This is a genomic window from Amycolatopsis echigonensis (genome assembly GCF_002846615.1).
Lineage (GTDB): Bacteria > Actinomycetota > Actinomycetes > Mycobacteriales > Pseudonocardiaceae > Amycolatopsis > Amycolatopsis echigonensis.
Map to the genome: position 1 here is coordinate 7,889,298 of NZ_PJMY01000003.1, position 16,628 is coordinate 7,905,925.

16 protein-coding genes are annotated in these 16,628 nt (G+C 70.5%); 6 read left to right on the top strand and 10 right to left on the bottom strand.

From position 1 onward, the window contains the following. Positions 1 to 29 precede the first annotated feature (29 nt). Both ATK30_RS42300 and ATK30_RS42305 read left to right on the top strand, forming a co-directional pair. A complete protein-coding gene (locus ATK30_RS42300) occupies positions 30 to 1,247 on the top strand; it encodes a metal-dependent hydrolase family protein (protein ID WP_101440279.1) in 1,218 nt (405 codons plus the stop codon). Next, positions 1,244 to 2,095 (top strand): alpha/beta hydrolase, encoded by an 852-nt coding sequence (locus ATK30_RS42305; RefSeq protein ID WP_101440280.1) that lies wholly within the window; start codon positions 1,244 to 1,246, stop codon positions 2,093 to 2,095. The genes ATK30_RS42300 and ATK30_RS42305 overlap by 4 nt, the downstream gene beginning before the upstream one ends. A 40-nt stretch (positions 2,096 to 2,135) precedes the next feature. Here ATK30_RS42305 and ATK30_RS42310 read toward each other — a convergent pair whose 3' ends face one another. The 7 genes from ATK30_RS42310 to ATK30_RS42340 form a co-directional block, all read right to left on the bottom strand. Next, positions 2,136 to 3,290, bottom strand: coding sequence for an LLM class flavin-dependent oxidoreductase (locus tag ATK30_RS42310; protein ID WP_101440281.1), 1,155 nt, complete (start codon positions 3,288 to 3,290; stop codon positions 2,136 to 2,138). Next, positions 3,287 to 4,297 carry an ABC transporter substrate-binding protein gene (locus ATK30_RS42315; protein ID WP_167442091.1) on the bottom strand — a complete coding sequence of 337 codons (1,011 nt, stop codon included), beginning with the start codon at positions 4,295 to 4,297 and terminating at the stop codon, positions 3,287 to 3,289. The genes ATK30_RS42310 and ATK30_RS42315 overlap by 4 nt, the downstream gene beginning before the upstream one ends. Then, positions 4,284 to 4,988, bottom strand: coding sequence for an ABC transporter ATP-binding protein (locus ATK30_RS42320; RefSeq protein ID WP_101440282.1), 705 nt, complete (start codon positions 4,986 to 4,988; stop codon positions 4,284 to 4,286). The genes ATK30_RS42315 and ATK30_RS42320 overlap by 14 nt, the downstream gene beginning before the upstream one ends. Continuing rightward, positions 4,973 to 5,788, bottom strand: a complete 816-nt coding sequence (locus ATK30_RS42325) for an ABC transporter permease (protein WP_101440283.1) — start codon at positions 5,786 to 5,788, stop codon at positions 4,973 to 4,975. The genes ATK30_RS42320 and ATK30_RS42325 overlap by 16 nt, the downstream gene beginning before the upstream one ends. A 41-nt stretch (positions 5,789 to 5,829) precedes the next feature. After that, positions 5,830 to 5,970 carry a hypothetical protein gene (locus ATK30_RS45870; protein WP_208637770.1) on the bottom strand — a complete coding sequence of 47 codons (141 nt, stop codon included), beginning with the start codon at positions 5,968 to 5,970 and terminating at the stop codon, positions 5,830 to 5,832. Between the two features lie 439 nt (positions 5,971 to 6,409). Continuing rightward, entirely contained in the window at positions 6,410 to 7,120 is a 711-nt protein-coding gene (locus ATK30_RS42335) for an MBL fold metallo-hydrolase (protein WP_101440284.1), read from the bottom strand. A 24-nt stretch (positions 7,121 to 7,144) separates the two neighbouring features. Next, positions 7,145 to 7,645 (bottom strand): DinB family protein, encoded by a 501-nt coding sequence (locus ATK30_RS42340; protein WP_101440285.1) that lies wholly within the window; start codon positions 7,643 to 7,645, stop codon positions 7,145 to 7,147. Positions 7,646 to 7,688: 43 nt separating this feature from the next. Here ATK30_RS42340 and ATK30_RS42345 point away from each other — a divergent pair, with 43 nt between their 5' ends. The 3 genes from ATK30_RS42345 (at position 7,689) to ATK30_RS42355 (ending at position 12,308) form a co-directional block, all read left to right on the top strand. Next, complete coding sequence (locus tag ATK30_RS42345; protein ID WP_244194889.1) at positions 7,689 to 8,579, top strand: DMT family protein; 891 nt, start codon at positions 7,689 to 7,691, stop codon at positions 8,577 to 8,579. Between the two features lie 292 nt (positions 8,580 to 8,871). After that, complete coding sequence (locus tag ATK30_RS42350) at positions 8,872 to 10,548, top strand: ABC transporter ATP-binding protein (protein WP_101440287.1); 1,677 nt, start codon at positions 8,872 to 8,874, stop codon at positions 10,546 to 10,548. Then, on the top strand, positions 10,545 to 12,308 hold the full coding sequence (locus ATK30_RS42355) for an ABC transporter ATP-binding protein (RefSeq protein ID WP_101440288.1): 1,764 nt from the start codon (positions 10,545 to 10,547) through the stop codon (positions 12,306 to 12,308). Before ATK30_RS42350 ends, ATK30_RS42355 begins: the two co-directional genes overlap by 4 nt. A 25-nt stretch (positions 12,309 to 12,333) precedes the next feature. Here the strand turns inward: ATK30_RS42355 and ATK30_RS42360 are convergent, their stop codons facing one another. After that, positions 12,334 to 12,543 (bottom strand): MbtH family protein, encoded by a 210-nt coding sequence (locus tag ATK30_RS42360; RefSeq protein ID WP_101440289.1) that lies wholly within the window; start codon positions 12,541 to 12,543, stop codon positions 12,334 to 12,336. A gap of 15 nt (positions 12,544 to 12,558) precedes the next feature. Then, the gene (locus ATK30_RS42365; RefSeq protein WP_101440290.1) at positions 12,559 to 13,896 is read right to left on the bottom strand and encodes a lysine N(6)-hydroxylase/L-ornithine N(5)-oxygenase family protein; all 1,338 of its coding nucleotides are present in this window, start codon (positions 13,894 to 13,896) and stop codon (positions 12,559 to 12,561) included. 137 nt (positions 13,897 to 14,033) lie between these two features. Here ATK30_RS42365 and ATK30_RS42370 point away from each other — a divergent pair, with 137 nt between their 5' ends. Further along, positions 14,034 to 14,981, top strand: a complete 948-nt coding sequence (locus tag ATK30_RS42370) for a methionyl-tRNA formyltransferase (RefSeq protein WP_101440291.1) — start codon at positions 14,034 to 14,036, stop codon at positions 14,979 to 14,981. 84 nt (positions 14,982 to 15,065) lie between these two features. Here the strand turns inward: ATK30_RS42370 and ATK30_RS42375 are convergent, their stop codons facing one another. After that, a complete protein-coding gene (locus ATK30_RS42375; RefSeq protein ID WP_107503650.1) occupies positions 15,066 to 16,562 on the bottom strand; it encodes an NAD(P)/FAD-dependent oxidoreductase in 1,497 nt (498 codons plus the stop codon). Positions 16,563 to 16,628: the final 66 nt, after the last annotated feature.

Sequence of the window (16,628 nt, forward strand, 5' to 3'; positions counted from 1 at the left end):
AGAACGCTGCAACGGCGGAGGGAACACTCGTGGGACGTTTTCAGGTAGTCGGCGCGACAGTCGTCGACGGGTCCGGCCGCGATCCCGCGGACGTCACCATCGCCGTCGAAGACGGCCGGATCGCCCAGCCCGGCGCGTCCGGCGAACGCCTCGAGGCCGACGGGCTGACGATGACGCCCGGCCTGATCGACGCCCACGCCCACCTGGGCCTGTCGAGCCCGATCGAGCCGCAGTTCTCGTTTCGGCTCAGTGCCGCCGAGATCGCGGCCGACATCTTCGCCACGGCCGGCGCGGCGCTCGACGCCGGCTTCACGACCGTCCGGGACACCGGCGGGATCGACGGCGGCGTCGTCACCGCGATCGCCAAGGGCAAGGTCCGGGGGCCGCGCGTGCTGTCGTGCGGGCCGGTTCAGTGCCAGACCGGCGGGCACGGCTACTACGGAGCCGAGTGGGAACCCACCGAACTCTGGAGCAGCCACCACATTCCGGGTCTCTGCGCCCTGTCCATGCAGTCGGGAAACGCGAACGAGCTGCGCGGCAACGTGCGCGAGGCGTTCCGCCGCGGAGCCTCGTTCCTGAAGCTGTGCGTGACCGGCGGGGTGGTCAGCGCGCACGACCAGCTCACCGACACCCAGTTCACCGTCGAAGAAATCGCCGTCGCGGTCCAGGAGGCCGCGGCACGGAACACCTACGTGACGGTGCACGCCCACAACAACGAGGGCATCCGGAACGCGGTCGAAGCCGGGGTGCGCTGTGTCGAGCACGGCACCGACCTCGATGAGCCGACCGCCGCCCTGATGGCCGCGCGCGGCGTCACTCTCGTGCCCACCTTCGCGGTCGTCGAGCAGCTGCTGCGGGACTCCGCCGGCACCGGGCTCAACGAGTCGATCCGCGATCGCGTGCTGGGGGTTCGCGAGCGGATGGCCGAGGCGCTCGCGGTCGCCAAGGAGGCCGGGCTGCGGATCGGGCTGGGGTCCGATCTCATCGGCCCGGGCCAGGACCGCCGCGGCGAAGAACTCCGATTGCGTGCCGAGCTCGAAACGCCGATGGAAGCTCTCGTGGCGGCCACCAAGACCAACGCCGAAATCCTCGGCCTGTCCGGCGAGGTGGGAGTCATCGCGCCCGGCAGGCAGGCGGATTTCGTGCTCTGGAACGGAAACCCGCTCGACAATCCGCAGCTCTTCTCCGACCGTGACAACGCCGTTGTCGTCGTCCAGGCCGGACGTATCGTGAAGGACCTCCGATGACCGCCATGTGGAACGGCTGCCTCGCCGACACCGACTACTTCGAAATGCGTTCCCGGGGCGGGCACGAGTACGGCGTCTGGGTCACCACGCCGCCCGGCTACGACCCCGCCACGCCAGCACCGGTCATGTATGTGCTCGACGGCAACTGGACCGTGGGCATGACGGCTCCGCTCATCGTCACCCAGGCGGATCCCATGCAGCAGATCCGGCCGTACGTCCAGGTCAGCGTCGGCTACGCGGGCGAGGAAGCACAGCACTGGGCGACGCTGCGCAACCGCGACCTCGTGCCGCCCGGGGAGCCGGTCGCCCCGGAATTCGTCGATGCCGTGGAAATGGGAGTCGACACGGGCAGAATGACCCGCGAGCAGGCCGACGCCTACCTCGCCGAACTACGCGACACCCGTGCCGATGCGTTCCTGGCCTTCCTCACCGAAGAACTGAACCCGCGGATCGAACGCGAATACGGGACAGCGGCGAGCGGTCACGGCCTCTTCGGCTACTCCTACGGCGGGCTGTTCAGCCTCTACGCCTGGCTCAGCGGCTGCACGCTCTTCGAGAGCATCGGCGCGGGCAGCCCCGGCGTCGTCGGTGAAGACAGCCAAATTTTCGCCCGGCTCCGCGAGCTCGGCGACAACCTGCCCGCCGCCAAGCTTCACGTGACCGTCAACGAACGGGAGCTTTTCGGCGACCTGGCGGTTTACCAGAACCTCGCGAAGAACACGGCCGTTCTCCTGCACCGCCTCGGCTCCCGCGACGGAACCGTCACCAGCGAGGTCCTGCGCGAAACACACGTGACCGGCCTGCAAGCCTCGTTCCTCAGCTACCTCCGGACCTGCCGTTCCCAGTAGCCGCGGCGGGCCGCGCACGCGCCGCCACTCACGGCTCTCCTTACTGAGCAGCCACCGCCCGCTCCCCCGGCACCGCCCGCACCGCCGGAACCTCGGCCAGCAACCCGCGCCGGGCCAGCTCCGGCCGCACCCCTTCGCCGAACCAGTACGCCTCCTCCAGATGCGGATACCCGGAAAGGACGAACTCCGACACCCCAGCCTCGTGGTACTCCTCGATCAGGTCCGCGATCTCCGCGTAACTGCCCACGAGCGCCGTCCCCGCGCCGCCGCGGACCAGGCCGATCCCGGCCCACAGATGCGGGTGGATCTCCAGGTCCCGCGCGGTCGTGCCGGCTCGGCCGCCGTGCAGGGCGACCATGCGCTGCTGCCCGACCGACTCGCTCGCCGCCAGCTGTGACTGGGCCTTCGCGATCTGCTCCGGGCTCAGCGCGTCGAGCAGCTTCTGCGCCTCCGCCCAGGCCTCCGCCGAGGTGTCGCGCGCGATCGTGTGCAGCCGGACGCCGAACCGGACCGTCCGTCCCTCCTGCTCCGCCAGCTCCCGCACCTTGGCGATCTTCTCCGCGACCTGGGCGGGCGGCTCGCCCCAGGTCAGGTACACGCCGGCGTGCCGCGCGGCGACCGGGAGCGCCGCCGCCGAGGAGCCGCCGAAGTACAGCGGCGGCAGCGGATCCGGCGCGGCGAGCGTGGTGGCTCCTTCGACGCGCAGGTGGTCGCCGGCGAAGTCGAACGGCTGGCCCGACCACACGCCGCGCACGATGGAGAGGAACTCGTCGGTCCGGGCGTAGCGGGCGTCGTGGTCGTGCCAGTCGCCGAAGCGGCGCTGTTCGATCGCGTCGCCGCCGGTCACGATGTTCAGCAGGACCCGGCCGCCGGACAGCCGCTGGAACGTGCCGGCCATCTGCGCGGCGAGCGTCGGCGAGATGACGCCCGGCCGGAACGCGACCAGGAACTTGAGCCTGCTCGTCTCGCGGATCAGCGCGGCGGTGGTCAGCCAGGCGTCCTCGCACCAGGTCCCGGTCGGCGTCAGCACGCCCTCGAACCCGAGCCGCTCGGCCGCGCGGGCGACCTGCGCGAGATAGTCGAGATCGGCGGGCCGCTGCGCGCTCGGACCCTGGGATTTGTTGGCGTGGAAGCGTTCCACGATCGTCCGGCCGTCCCCGGTGGTCGGCAGGAACCAGTGCAGTTTCACGCTCATCCGTTCCTCCTCGCGGCCTCGATGTCGGGCCCGTAACGGCGGTCGACGAACGCCGCGAAGTCGACCTTCCCGGGCAGCGTGCCCTCGTTCGTGAACGCGTCGGAGAGCTGTTGTTCGGACGCGACGACGGAATCGTCCAGCGGAATCGGACGGTCCCGTCCGGCGGACACGGCTTTCTTCGCCACTTCCGGCTTCAATCCGGTTTCCGCCGCCCACGCGCGCGCCCATTCGTCCGGATGCGAGTTCGCCCAGAGCTGGGCTTTCACCACGCGCTGCACGAAATCCTTGATCGCCGAGTTCTTGCCCGGATCGGCCAGCGCGGTGGTGCTGGCGGTCTCGAAGGCGAGCCCGTTGGACGCGCCGCGACCGTCGGCGAGCACCCGGGCGTGGGCATCGATCTGGGCCTGCGCGGTGTAGGGATCCCAGATCGCCCACGCGTCGATCTGGTGCTGTGTGAACGCGGCGAACGCCTCGGACGGCTGCAGGAACGAGATCTTGATGTCCTTGGTGGACAGTCCGGCCTTCTTCAGCGTATTGAGCAGCTGGCCGTGCGCCGAACTCCCCTTCGCCACGCCCACCGTCTTCCCGCGCAGGGAAGCCACATCCGTCAGCGGAGAATCCGGCGGCACCAGAATCGTTTCCCGCTCCACATTGCTCTTCGCCACGCTGACCACGGAGATCTTCGCCTTCGACGCCGCCGCGAAAATCGGCGGTGTATTGCCCACCCGGCCGACGTCGATCGCGCCCGCCGACGCCGCTTCCAGCAAGGGCGGCCCGGACGTGAAGGTGGACCATTCGATCCGATACGGCGTGCCGCTCAGCTGATTCGCCGCGGTGAGCAGGGATTTCACCCCGCCCTTCTGGTCGCCGACGCGCAGCGTGACCTTCTTCAGCTCCGCGGGCGACACCGCGGCGGGCACCGGCGCGCGACCGTCCGAAGCGGACGACGAGCAGGCGGCGAGCCCGGTCAGCAGAAGCGCCGCGGCCAGGACGTTACGCAGGTGCACCTTCGGTCACTCCCAAATCGGCCAGGACGCGGCTGCGCACCTCGGCATTGTCGGCGGCCTTCCGCGGACGTGGCTGGCCGAGAACGTGTTCGGCGACGATGTGGCCCTCGCCCAGGACCAGGATGCGGTCGGCGAGCACGAGCGCTTCGTCGACGTCGTGCGTCACGAGCAGCACCGCGGGCTGATGTGTGCGCCAGAGATCCTCGACGAGCCGGTGCATCGCCAGCCGGGTCAACGCGTCGAGTGCGCCGAAGGGCTCGTCCAGGAGCAGCAGATCCGGCTCCCGGACCAGTGCCCGGGCGAGCGAAACCCGTTGCGCCTCACCGCCGGACAGCGTGAGCGGCCACTTGTCGGCGTGCTCCGCCAGCCGCACCTCGGCCAGCGCTTTCTCCGCGACGGCGCGGTCGTTGTCCTGCCGCAGGCCGAGCACGATGTTGCGCCAGACCTTGCGCCACGGCAGCAACCGCGGCTGCTGGAACGCGACGGAGACCGTCCCGTCGACACTGGTCGTGCCCTCGATCTCCTGGTCCAGCCCGGCCAGCACCTTCAACAGCGTCGACTTCCCGGACCCGCTTCGCCCGAGCAACGCCACGAACTCGCCGCGGCCGATGTCCAGGTTCAGTCTAGTGAGGACAGTCCGATCCCCGAACTTCTTCGCGAGGTCACGGACCTCGACTACCGGGCTCGCCATCGCAGGGCCCTCCTTTCGAGCAGCCGGACGAGCGCGTCGGTGACGAGGCCCAGCACGGCGTAGACCACGAGCCCGACCACCACGACGTCGGTGCGCAGGAATTCGCGGGCATTGTTGATGAGATAACCGATCCCGGCGTCCGCGTTGACCGTCTCGCCGACGATCAGCGCCAGCCACGCGACGCCGAGCGACTGCCGCAGCCCGACCAGGGCCTGCGGCAGCGCACCCGGCAGGACGACGTGCCACAGCCGTTCGGCGCGGGTGAATCCCAGTGCCCGAGAGGCTTCCACGAGCTGCGGGTCGGCGGTGCGGATTCCCGAGTGGACATTCAGATACAGCGGGAACGCCACGCCCAGCGCGACCAGAAAGATCTTGGTCTCCTCGCCGATTCCGAACCACAGGATGAACAACGGGATCAGTCCGAGGAACGGCAAGGTGCGCAGCATCTGCACCGGCGGGTCGACCAGTGCCTCGCCCCAGCGGGACAGCCCCGCGACGGCCCCGAGCAGGAGCCCGGCGATCGCCCCGAGCGCGAATCCCGCACCGACGCGGCCCAGCGAAACCACGAATGCGCTGCCGAGTTCGCCGCTGCGGGCGACGTCGACTCCGGCTTGCAGGACAGTCCAGGGCGAACTGAGTTTGTCGGGCGGCAACGCGCCGGTCGAGCTGGCGAGCTGCCACGCCGCGACCAGCGCGACCGGGCTGATCCAGCGGCGCAGCGACGGTGCCCGCCAGCGGTGCGCGCGTTTCGGCGCGGCCGTTTCGGCGCGCGGCAGCACGCCCGTGGTGGAAATCGACACGGATTTCTCCCGGGTGGGGTTTTCGTTTCAGGGAAAGGAATTCAGCGGCGGGACAGACAGACCGCGCTCGCCTGCTGCCGGAGGTCGACGTGCAGGCGGCACACGAGGAGGACGCCGCGTTTCATGCCCCGAGCTTCGATCCCCGGACGGGTGAAGTCAATGTCGCGCCGCACGGCTCTCACGCACTGGAACCTGCGCGGCGGTGTACGGAGTTTGTTCACCGAGCGGGCGCGCGGAGGCCCGCGATGCGGGACGGGTTTCCCCGTCCGCTGCCGAACATGGGACGTCTCGGGCTGTTGCGCGGTCGCTCCAGCTGTCGCGGCGACCGTCTCCGGGGGCGTTCCCCCGTCGAAGCCGAGGGCCCGGCCGGAAACCCGCCGCCGCAACGGTGACTGGCCGATCCCGCTCAGCACCACCCACCTGAGGTGAACACCGGCGTTCTGGGCTCAGCCCGAAATTGTCGGTGCTGTGCGGTACAAGATCACTATGTTCATTTCGCAGGCACTGCAAGCGTTCCTCGCCCGTCACCCGCACTGCGCGCCCCGTCTGCGCGACGGGGCCGTGCGCGCCTTGCCAGCACGCGTCCGACCGCACAGCCGGCGGCCCGAACCGAGACCCAGCTCAGCCGCCGAACATCCTCCGCCATTCTTCGAGCGACCGCGGCCGGAACACGAAATTCGTGCTCTTCACCCGCGACAGCGACGCCGACGATTCCGGCGAATACTGGTGCCCCGGGTACACCACCGGATCGCCCGGCAGGGTCGCCAGCCATTGCAGGCTGCGGAAAATCGCGTCGGCGTCGCCGCCCGGGAAATCGGTCCGGCCGCAGCCCTCCAGGAACAGCGTGTCCCCGGAAACCAGCCGGTCGCCGACCAGGAAGCACTGGCTTCCCGGCGTGTGCCCGGGCGTGTGGAGCAGCCGGATGTCGACCGAGCCGACCGTCACGACGTCGTCGTGGTCGTGGGCGCGCAGGTCGGTGTCCGACACCCCGGTCACCCGCCGCACCCACTCGCTTTCCTGCGCGTTGACGTGGATCGGCACCTGCCGCAGCGCGAGCAGTTCCGCGATCCCCGGCAGCGAGAAGCCCATCATGTCGCCGCCGACGTGGTCGGGGTGGTGATGCGTGGCGAGCACGCCGGTCAGCCGCATCCCGTCGGCCTCCAGCGTCTCGACCAGGTCGCCGACCGCGTACGCCGGATCGACCAGCACCGCCTCGCCCGACTCGCGGTCCCCGATCAGGTAAGCGAAATTCACCATCTGGGTCGCGACGGGGTCCCCGACGGCGAAATCGCGGCCGGCGAGCAGTTGGCGGAAGTAGAGCTGGTCTGCCATGCCCCGCAGCCTAACGGTCGCCGGTCACTCCCCCACGGACCCGTCGGCGAGTTCCCGCAGCGCGTCGAGGTGCCCGACGTGCCGCGCGGTTTCCTGCACGACGTGCGCCAGCACCCAGCGGACGGTGAACTCCCCGGACCGCCGGGTCCGGTCCTCCGGCGTCAGCCCGGCCAGCGCCGCAGCCGCCCGGTCCCACTCGGCGCGGTAAGCCGCGACGACCCCGGCGACGTCGTCTTCGGGGGGCAAGTCCCAGCTCGGATCCGGCGAGCCCGGCCACAGCGACGGCTCGCCGGAACCGCCCGCCTCGATCACCAGCCACCACCGCTCGACCGCGGTCAGGTGCTTGAGCACGCCGAGCGCAGTGGTCCGCGGCGAGCTGGGCAGCGGCGCCGCGGCCGCCCGCTCCCGGGTCAGCCCGGTGACCTTTCGCACCGCGGTCGCCCGGAGGAAGTCCAGGAACCGCGTCTGCACGGTCATCTCGTCGCCGTCGAGCGGATCCGGCCAGATGCGTTCTGCCTCCCCCATGGCCCCGACCGTACTAGCACTGGACAGGAATACGCTCGGTGTCATGGTGTGGGGATTTCTGTGCGCGCTGCTGTCCGCGGTGGCCTACGGCGTCGCTTCAGTGATGCAAGCGGTGGCCGCGAAGGCCGCGCCGGACAAGGGCGGCGCCGGGGTCGACCCGCGCTTGCTGCTGCGGGTGCTGAAGCAGTGGAAGTTCGTCGTCGGCCTGGTGCTCGACGGCCTCGGATTCGTCGCGCAGATCGCCGCCCTGCACGTTCTCCCGCTGTTTCTCGTCCAGGCGACGCAAGCCGCGAGCCTCGCGGTGACGGCCGTCGCGGTGCGGGTGTTCGGTGTCCGGCTCGGGGCGCGCGAATGGACCGCGGTCGGCGTCGTGGTCGCCGGGCTCGCGCTGCTCGGTTCGTCGGCAGAAAGCGAGGGCTCGAGCGAGGTCGGCCTGGGCTTCCGGCTGGCGCTGGCCGGTGCCGCCGTGGTCCTCGGGATCGCCGGGCTTCTCGTCGGACGCGCCGGCGACCGGATCCGCACCGCCGGGCTCGGGCTGGTCGCCGGGCTGAGCTTCGGGCTGGTCGCGGTGGCGGGCCGGGTCATTCCGAGCCTCGCGCCGTTGGACCTGCTGCGCGACCCCGCGCTGTACGTCGTCGCCGTGGCGGGCGCGCTGGCCATGCTGTTCTTCGCCACCGCGCTGCAACGCGGCGGCGTCACGACCGCCACCGCGATGATGGTGCTCGGCGAAACGGTCATGCCGTCGCTGATCGGCGTGCTATTGCTCGGCGACCGGACGCGGCCCGGCTTCGCTGTCGTCGCGCTGATCGGGTTCGTCCTCGCGGTCGCCGCGGCGCTCGCGCTGGCCCGCTTCGGCGAGCCCGAACCGGCCGTCGTCTCGGCCGGAGGGCAGCCCCCGGAGGCGGAGCCCGCAGGTCGCGACGCCCGCCGGTAGCTCCCTCGCCTCGGCTCGGCCAGGTCGACCGCTGAGGCGTGCCAGCACCCAGCGCGACCATCAGCGCTCCGGGCCCCGGAGCACCCGCCGACGAAGAAGGCGGCGACCCCGGCGAGCGGGCCGTTCCCCGGCTCCGCGCCGACGGACGATTCACTGCCGATCGGCGCGCTGGCACTTCGTGCGCACCACCCCGCCACCTCTCGGCCAAAAGTTAGGCTAGCCTTTCCTGCGAGTGGACGAAAGGGAGGAACCGGCGCGCGGACCGGCCTCCTCCGCACGAACGGAGGCGCCGATGACCACCGGCCGGGACGTCCTGCGCAGTGCCGTCGCCGGGCAACGGAAATCCGTGCTCGCCGCGTCCGTGCTCGCCGCCGGGCACCAGGCCGGCGAAGCGCTCGTCCCCGTGGTGATCGGCGTCGTGCTGGACCGGGCCGTCGCCGACAGCTCAGCGCTCACCCTCCTGAGCTGGCTGGCCGCGCTGGCCGTCGTCTTCCTCGTCCTTTCCTCCAGCTACCGCTTCGGCGCGCGGGCCGCCGAACGCGCGTCCGAACGAGCCGCGCACGAGATCCGGCTCGCGGTCAGCCGTCGCGTCTTGCACCCTCGCGGCGGCGCGGAGAACGGTTCCCTCGCGGGGGAGTTGGTCAGCGTCGGGACCTCGGACGCCCGCCGGGTCGGGATGATCAACGCGGTGCTGCCGTTCGGCATCGCCGCGCTCGCCGGGCTGATCGTGAGCGCGGTCGTGCTCCTCCGGATGTCGGTTCCGCTCGGACTGCTCGTCCTCCTCGGCACCCCGCCGCTGCTGTTCCTCGCCCACCTCATCGGCAAGCCGCTGGAGAAGCGCAGCGAACTGGAGCAGGAACGCGCCGCGCACGCCTCGGGCGTCGCAGCCGACCTCGTCAGCGGGCTGCGGGTGCTGAAGGGCATCGGCGCGGAACCGGCGGCGACGGCGCGGTATCGGCGCACCAGCCGGAATTCCCTGCAAGCCACCATCCGCGCGGCCCGCGCGCAGGCGTGGCACAACGGCGCGCTGCTCGCGCTGACCGGGATCTTCATCGCGATCGTCGCGCTCGTCGGCGGCTCGCTGGCCGCGCACGGCGAGATTTCCGTCGGAGACCTCGTCGCCGCGGTCGGGCTGGCCCAGTTCCTGCAGACGCCGTTCACCATTTTCGCCTGGGTCAACGGGCAGCTCGCCCAGGGCCGTGCTTCCGCCAGCCGGGTCGCCGCGGTGCTCAGCGCACCCCCGGCAGTCCCGGACGGCACCGGCGCATTGCCGGCTCCGGCTCGCGGCCACGTGACGTTTTCCTCGGTATCGCACGGGAAACTCCGCGAACTCGGCCTCACCGTCCCGCCCGGCGAACTGCTCGGCGTCGTCACCGCCGACCCCGCCGCGGCCACCGATCTCCTCGACTGCCTCGGCCGGTTCGCCGATCCTCGCGCCGGCACTGTGCACGTCGACACGGTGGATCTGTCCACTGTGGATCCCGACCGGGTCCGTGACGTCGTGCTCGTCGCCGCGCACGACACCGATCTGTTCGAGGGCACCGTGGAAGACAACGTCCGAGGCGGAATGCCCGCCGTGCCCGACGGCGTGCTCACCGCCTCAGCCGCCGACGAGGTCGCCGCGAATCTCCCCTCCGGCACCGCCACCACTGTCACCGAACGCGGGCGATCGCTGTCCGGCGGGCAGCGACAACGGGTCGCCTTGGCGCGCGCCCTCGCCACCGAAGCACCGATCCTGGTGCTGCATGACCCGACCACGGCCGTCGACACCGTGACCGAAGCCCGCATCGCCACCGGAGTCGCGGAGCTCCGCCGAAACCGGACCACCATCGTGGTCACCACCAGCCCGGCGCTGCTCGCCGTGGCCGACCGGGTCGTGCTGCTCGAAGACGGGCGGGTCACCGCTGACGGCAGCCACGCCGAGCTGGTCCGCGCCGAGGCGGCATACCGAGCGGCGGTGCTCTTGTGACCGAACGCGAACTCCTGCCGGTCGCCGCTGGACCGCGCATCCGGGCTGTCCTGCTCGACCTGCTGCGGCAAGCGAAAGGCCGCGCGATCGGGTCCTTCGCCTTCGTGGTCGGCGCGACCGCGATCGGCCTGCTCACCGCTCCCCTGCTCGGCCGCGTCGTCGACCTCGTCGCCACCCGGCAGCCCGCGTCCGCGCTCGGCTATCCGGTGGCCGGCCTCGTCCTGGTCGCCGCGACGTCCGCGACCGCCACCGCCATCGGGGTTTCGACGCTCGCCCGGCTCGGCGAAACGATGCTCGCCGACCTGCGCGAACGGTTCGTCGACCGGGCTCTCGGCCTGCCGCTGGAGCAGGTGGAAAAGGCCGGTTCCGGCGACCTGACCGCCCGGGTCACCAACGACGTCTCGGTCGTCGCCGAAGCGGTCCGGCAAGCCCTGCCCGCGCTGGCCCGTTCGGTGCTGACGATCGTGCTGACCCTGGTCGCCATGGCGGTCCTCGACTGGCGCTTCCTCGCCGCGGCGCTGCTCGCGGTCCCGATCCAGCTACACACCGTCCGCTGGTACGTCCGCCGCGCGACCCCCCTGTACGCGGCCCAGCGGGCTGCCGTCGGCGCGCAGCAGCAACAACTTCTCGACACCATCGGCGGAGCCAAGACCGTCCGCGCGTTCCGGCTGGCGGACGCCCACGTCGACCGCGTCCGCGAGCGCTCGAACAGCGCGGTCAACCTGGCGTTGCGCGGGGTCCGCCTCGCCACCCGGTTCTACGGGCGGCTGAACCTCGCCGAGTTCGTCGGGCTTTCCGCCGTACTGGCCACCGGTTTTCTGCTGGTGGGCGCGAATCTCGCCACGGTCGGCGTCGCGACGGCGGCCGCGCTGTACTTCCACAGTCTCTTCGGACCGATCAACACCGCGCTCGCCCTGGTGGACGACGCTCAGGCGGCGACCGCGAGCCTGTCCCGGCTGATCGGCGTGGCGGATCTGCCTTCACCGGCCGAATCTAGCCGCGTGAGCCGTCCGGTCGACGCGTCGGTGAAGGCCGTCGGCGTTGGACACTCCTATGTGGACGGCCATCCGGTGCTGCGCGACGTCGACCTCGAAGTCGCGCCGGGCGAGCGCGTCGCACTGGTCGGGACGAGCGGAGCCGGGAAGACGACACTGGCCAAACTCGTCGCCGGGATCCACCAGGCCAGCAGCGGCACGATCTCCGTCGGCGGCGTCCCGCTCGACCAGCTCGGCCCGGCCGCCACCCGGCGCGCGGTGGCGTTGATCAGCCAGGAAGTGCACGTTTTCAGCGGGCCGCTGGCCGACGATCTCCGCCTGGCCGCTCCCGAGGCCAGCGACGAGGATCTCCGCGCCGCAGTGGCCAAAGCCGGTGCTGCCGAGTGGGTCGAAGGCTTGCCGGACGGGCTGGCGACGGTCGTCGGCGAGGGCGGGCATCGGCTGACCGTCACGCAGGCTCAGCAGCTTGCGCTGGTCCGGCTGGTGCTGGCCGACCCGCCGGTGGCGATCCTCGACGAGGCCACGGCCGAGGCGGGCAGCGCTGGGGCGAAAACGCTGGAAGCCGCCGCGGCCGCCGCGCTCGAAGGCCGCACCGGGCTGATCGTGGCCCACCGGCTGACCCAGGCGGCGGCTTCAGACCGCATCGTTGTCCTGGACGCAGGGGTGGTCGTGGAATGCGGGACGCACGACGAACTCGTCGCCGCGGGCGGCCGGTACGCCACGCTCTGGACCGCCTGGTCCGGCCTGCGCAGCCACCGTCCGTGAGGGACTCTGATTCCCTCACGGACGTTCAGTCTTCTTGGGACTTGATCAGCGAGAGCGGACGCAGATCGGTCCATGTCTGCTCGATGTGGTCCAGGCACGCCTGCCGCGCGTCCGGACCGAAGGTGGTCCGCCAGCCGTCCGGCACGGCCACGAAATCCGGCCACAGGCTGTGCTGGCCCTCGTCGTTCACCAAGACCCGGTAAACGCCGTCCGGGTTTTCGAACGGATTCGTCATGGTTCAGTCCCTTCCTCAGCGGATCCCGCTGACCGCGTACTCCACCGGATCGGCCTCCGCGACCCTCCGGTCCACAATGGACTGCAAGATCTCCCCCACCCGCACCGCGGTGTTCGAGAGCAGCGACGACGTGATGCCGTGCGTGTGTTCGGTGCCGCCCTGCAGGTAGAGCCCGCCGCGCACGGCCGGATCGGTGGTGATCCGGTAGTCGCGTTCGACCTTCAACCGGCCCTCGTCGTCCCGGCGGCACTGACTGGCCAGTGCGCCGAGCAGCGGCGTCGGGTCGGCGGGCAGGTAGCCGGTCGCGTAGACGACGGCGTCGGCTTCCAGCAGCGAGCGTTCGCCGGTGGCCAGCGATTCGACGGTCGCGCGCACGTGGCTGCCCTGGTCGGCGACCTCGACCGGCCGCGAGACGTTGAACAGCCGCAACCGTTCCACGCCAAGCACCTTTTCCTGGTAACGCCGCCGGTACAGCTCGTCGATGAGGTCGAGATCGACCGCGGAGTAGTTCGTCGCGCCGTGGTAGCGCATCAAGCGGTCCTTGACCGGTTCGCTTGCCGTGTAGAAGGAATCGACCGCCTCGGGGTCGAAAATCCGGTTGGCGAACGCACTGTCGTCGGCAGGGCTGTAGCCGTAGCGCGCGAACACCGCGCACACCTCAGCGCGCGGGAATTCGTCGTGCAGCAAGGCGGCGACCTCGGCCGCGCTCTGACCGGCGCCGATCACCACGAACCGCCGCGGGTCCGTGCCGCGCAACGACTCGACGCGATGCAGCAGCTCGCTGTTGTGCCAGATCCGTTCCCCGGCAACGACCCCGTCCGGCAGCTTCGCGCGCAATCCGGTGCCCAGCACCAGATTCCGCGCCCGCAGCTCGGTGATTTCGCCGTCCGCTTCGGCGCGCACGTCGAAGTACGCGATCTCGCCGCCGTCGCGCACCGGTTCGACCGAGACGACTTCGCTGCCGTAGGACACCAGGTCGTCGACCTTCGCCGCGGCCCATTCGAAGTAGTCGTGGAACTCGACGCGCAGCGGGAACAGGGTCTTGTGGTTGATGAAATCGACCAGCCGGCCCTTCTCGTGCAGGTAGTTCAGGAAGGTGAACGCGCTCGCCGGGTTCCGCATCGTGACCAGGTCCTTGAGGAACGACACCTGCATGGTCGCGGTGTCGATCAGCATCCCGCGATGCCAGCCGAAGCGGGGCTGGCGCTCCAGGAAATGCGCCGTGACCGTCTCGCCCGAGCCCGCGTTGTGCTCGGCGAGGGCGATCGCGAGCGCGAGGTTGGACGGCCCGAACCCGACTCCGACCACGTCGTACACCGGCACCTGGCTGTCCTCGGCCCCTGCTCGTGACATGAAAGTCCCCTAGCGCGGCACTGCCGCATCACCGTTTCCCGACTGATCACTGCCCAAGGAACCCTAACCTAACTTAGGTAAGCCTCAACTAGTACTGTCCGGTGATGTTCGTCCCGACCACGAAAGGTGCACCGCCGATGCGCGTGGCCATGTTCGGCTACCAGACCTGGGGACATCGCACCCTCAAGGCCCTCCTCGACGCAGGCCACGACGTGCGGCTGGTGGTCACCCACCCGCCGAGCGAGCACGCCTACGAACGGATCTGGAGCGATTCGGTCGCCGAACTGGCGCAGGAGCACGGAATCCGCACGCTGCTGCGCATGCGCCCGGACGACAGCGAGCTGCAAGCCGAACTGAAGGCCGCGGACCTGGACCTGATCGTCGCGAACAACTGGCGCACCTGGCTGCCGCCGGAAATCTTCGCCCTGCCGCGCCACGGCACGCTCAACGTGCACGACTCGCTGCTGCCCGCCTACGCCGGCTTCTCCCCCCTCATCTGGGCGCTGATCAACGGCGAGCCGGAGGTCGGCGTCACCGCGCACATGATGAACGACGAACTCGACGCAGGCGACATCGTGGCCCAGCGCGCCGTTCCGGTCGGCCCGCGCGACACCGCCACGGATCTGTTCCACCGCACCGTGGACCTCATCGAGCCGCTCGTGACAGAAGCCCTGGCCCTGATCGAATCCGGCACCGTAGTCCCGATCGCGCAAGACCGGACCAAGGCAAGCTTCTTCCACAAGCGCGCCCCGCGCGACAGCCTCATCGACTGGACGTGGTCGGCTGAGGAACTGGACCGTCTGGTGCGTGCGCAATCCGACCCGTACCCCAACGCGTTCACGTACCACCGCGGCTCGCCACTGCGCATCCTGCAAGCCTCGGTTTCGGACGGCCGCTACGGCGGGACGCCTGGCCGGATCTTCATCCGCGAAGGCGAGGGAGTGGTGATCGTCGCCGGCCGGGACGCGCGTCGCGGCCAGTCGCCGGGTCTGCGGGTGGAACGGGTCCGGACGGCCGATGACCGGGAGCTGCCGGCGACGGAGTACTTCACGACTATGGGCGGATATCTCACCGACCGCCCGTAGGTGACGCGCTGTCTCTCGGCAGCGGACCTGGCTCTGACTTGAGCCAGGTCCGCTGCTTAGCAATCTTGTACCGATTGCCGGTCGTCATGTGGCCGTCCAATGGGGAACTGGGGCACCCGCGCGGCCGGTCTGCGCCGCCGTCCCGGTTCGCGACCCACTAGCGCTACGGGTTGCGGACCGGCGGCACAAAGCGGCCTGCAGCATGGCCATATCCGGGCTCGGGGACGGCAGATCGGGTGCGGTCTTCGAGATGGCGGCGAGAACGTCCGGGTCGGAGTAGATCTCCTCGGGGCTGCGCAGCATGCCCATGAGTTCCCAGAGGGCACGGAACGCCGTGGCGTCGACAGCGGCCGCGGCCCGCAGGTGTGCAAAGCCGATCGGTTGAGCGCCTCTCCCCTGGACAACGAGCGGAGTGCCGAGGACGACGTGCCGCAAGGCGGCGAGCCTGGCCAGGTCAGTTCTGGCCTGCTCCTCGTAGTAGGGGACGACGTGGTGGGCGATCCGGGCGTCGAGGGCGAGGACCTGCGCGACGGGCTCGCCGGAGTGTTCGGCGAGGACGTCGGCTACGTCGGCGGCTCCCCAGGCGGCCAGGCTCAGGCCTCGTCCGAAGGTGGGGTTGGTGGTCGAGACCGCGTCGCCGACGGGCAGAAGCCCGGTGGCTCGCGGTGTCGCGTCGACGACCAGGCGGCGGAGCGTGTTCCGCGGTGCGACCATCTGACGGACGGGGCTGATCGGATCCATGCACGGCATCCAGGGGGCATGGGTCGGCAATGCCCGCAGCACGGCGTCGTACACGTCCTCGTGGGCCAATTGCCGGTAGCGGCGGTCGGCGGTCAGCGGAGCCACTGCGGTCTGCACGGCACCGCTGTCGGAGCAGAACAGCACCGCGGTGAACTCGTCGAAGGGCACCACGATTCGAGTGTTGGCAAGGCCGGGCAGAGCGGCCTGGGTTCGCAGCCGGTAGTGGCGTCCGTAGTACGTGACGCCGCATTCGGCCGACTGATTCTCAGCCGGGCGGGCGTCGAGTTCTTCGAGCCACTTGTCGACGGGCGAGCGTCGGCCCGAGGCGTCGACGACCGCGTCGGCGGAAATCGGGCCCTGCGCCGTGCGCACCCCGCAGACGTGCGGAACCGGACCGGGCCGAGCCACCAGGCCGGTGACCCGCTCGGCGCGGATCTCGACGCCGCTTTGCCGGGCGGCGGCTCGACGCAGGACCCAGTCGAAAGTGGACCGCCGGGTCATGACCGTGGTGAGCCGTTCGTCGCCCGGCCGGACGGGCAGGCTGGCCAAGGTCGGCGGCCGCCGATCCGCCAGCGTGGCTTCCACCGCTCCGGCGTCGATCAGGTCGGCGAGGACGTCGGGCAGTCGCTCGGCCAGCACCAGGCGGCAGCGAGGCATGACGATGTGGGGCTGCACCGCCTGGGGCGCGCCCGGCCGGTAAGCCTCTTCGGCTGCTGTTTCGGGATCAGCGGCGGGAGCCAGGTCGTCCTGGTCCAAGACAACGACCTCGCGACCGTCCCGGGCGAGCAGGAGCGCCGAAAGGAGTCCGGCTGGTCCGCCGCCCACTATTGCTACCGACATGGTCCTGCTCCTGCACTCGAGAAAGAAACCGGACGCCCCGTGCGGGGACTCTGGGTGCTTCGCCCG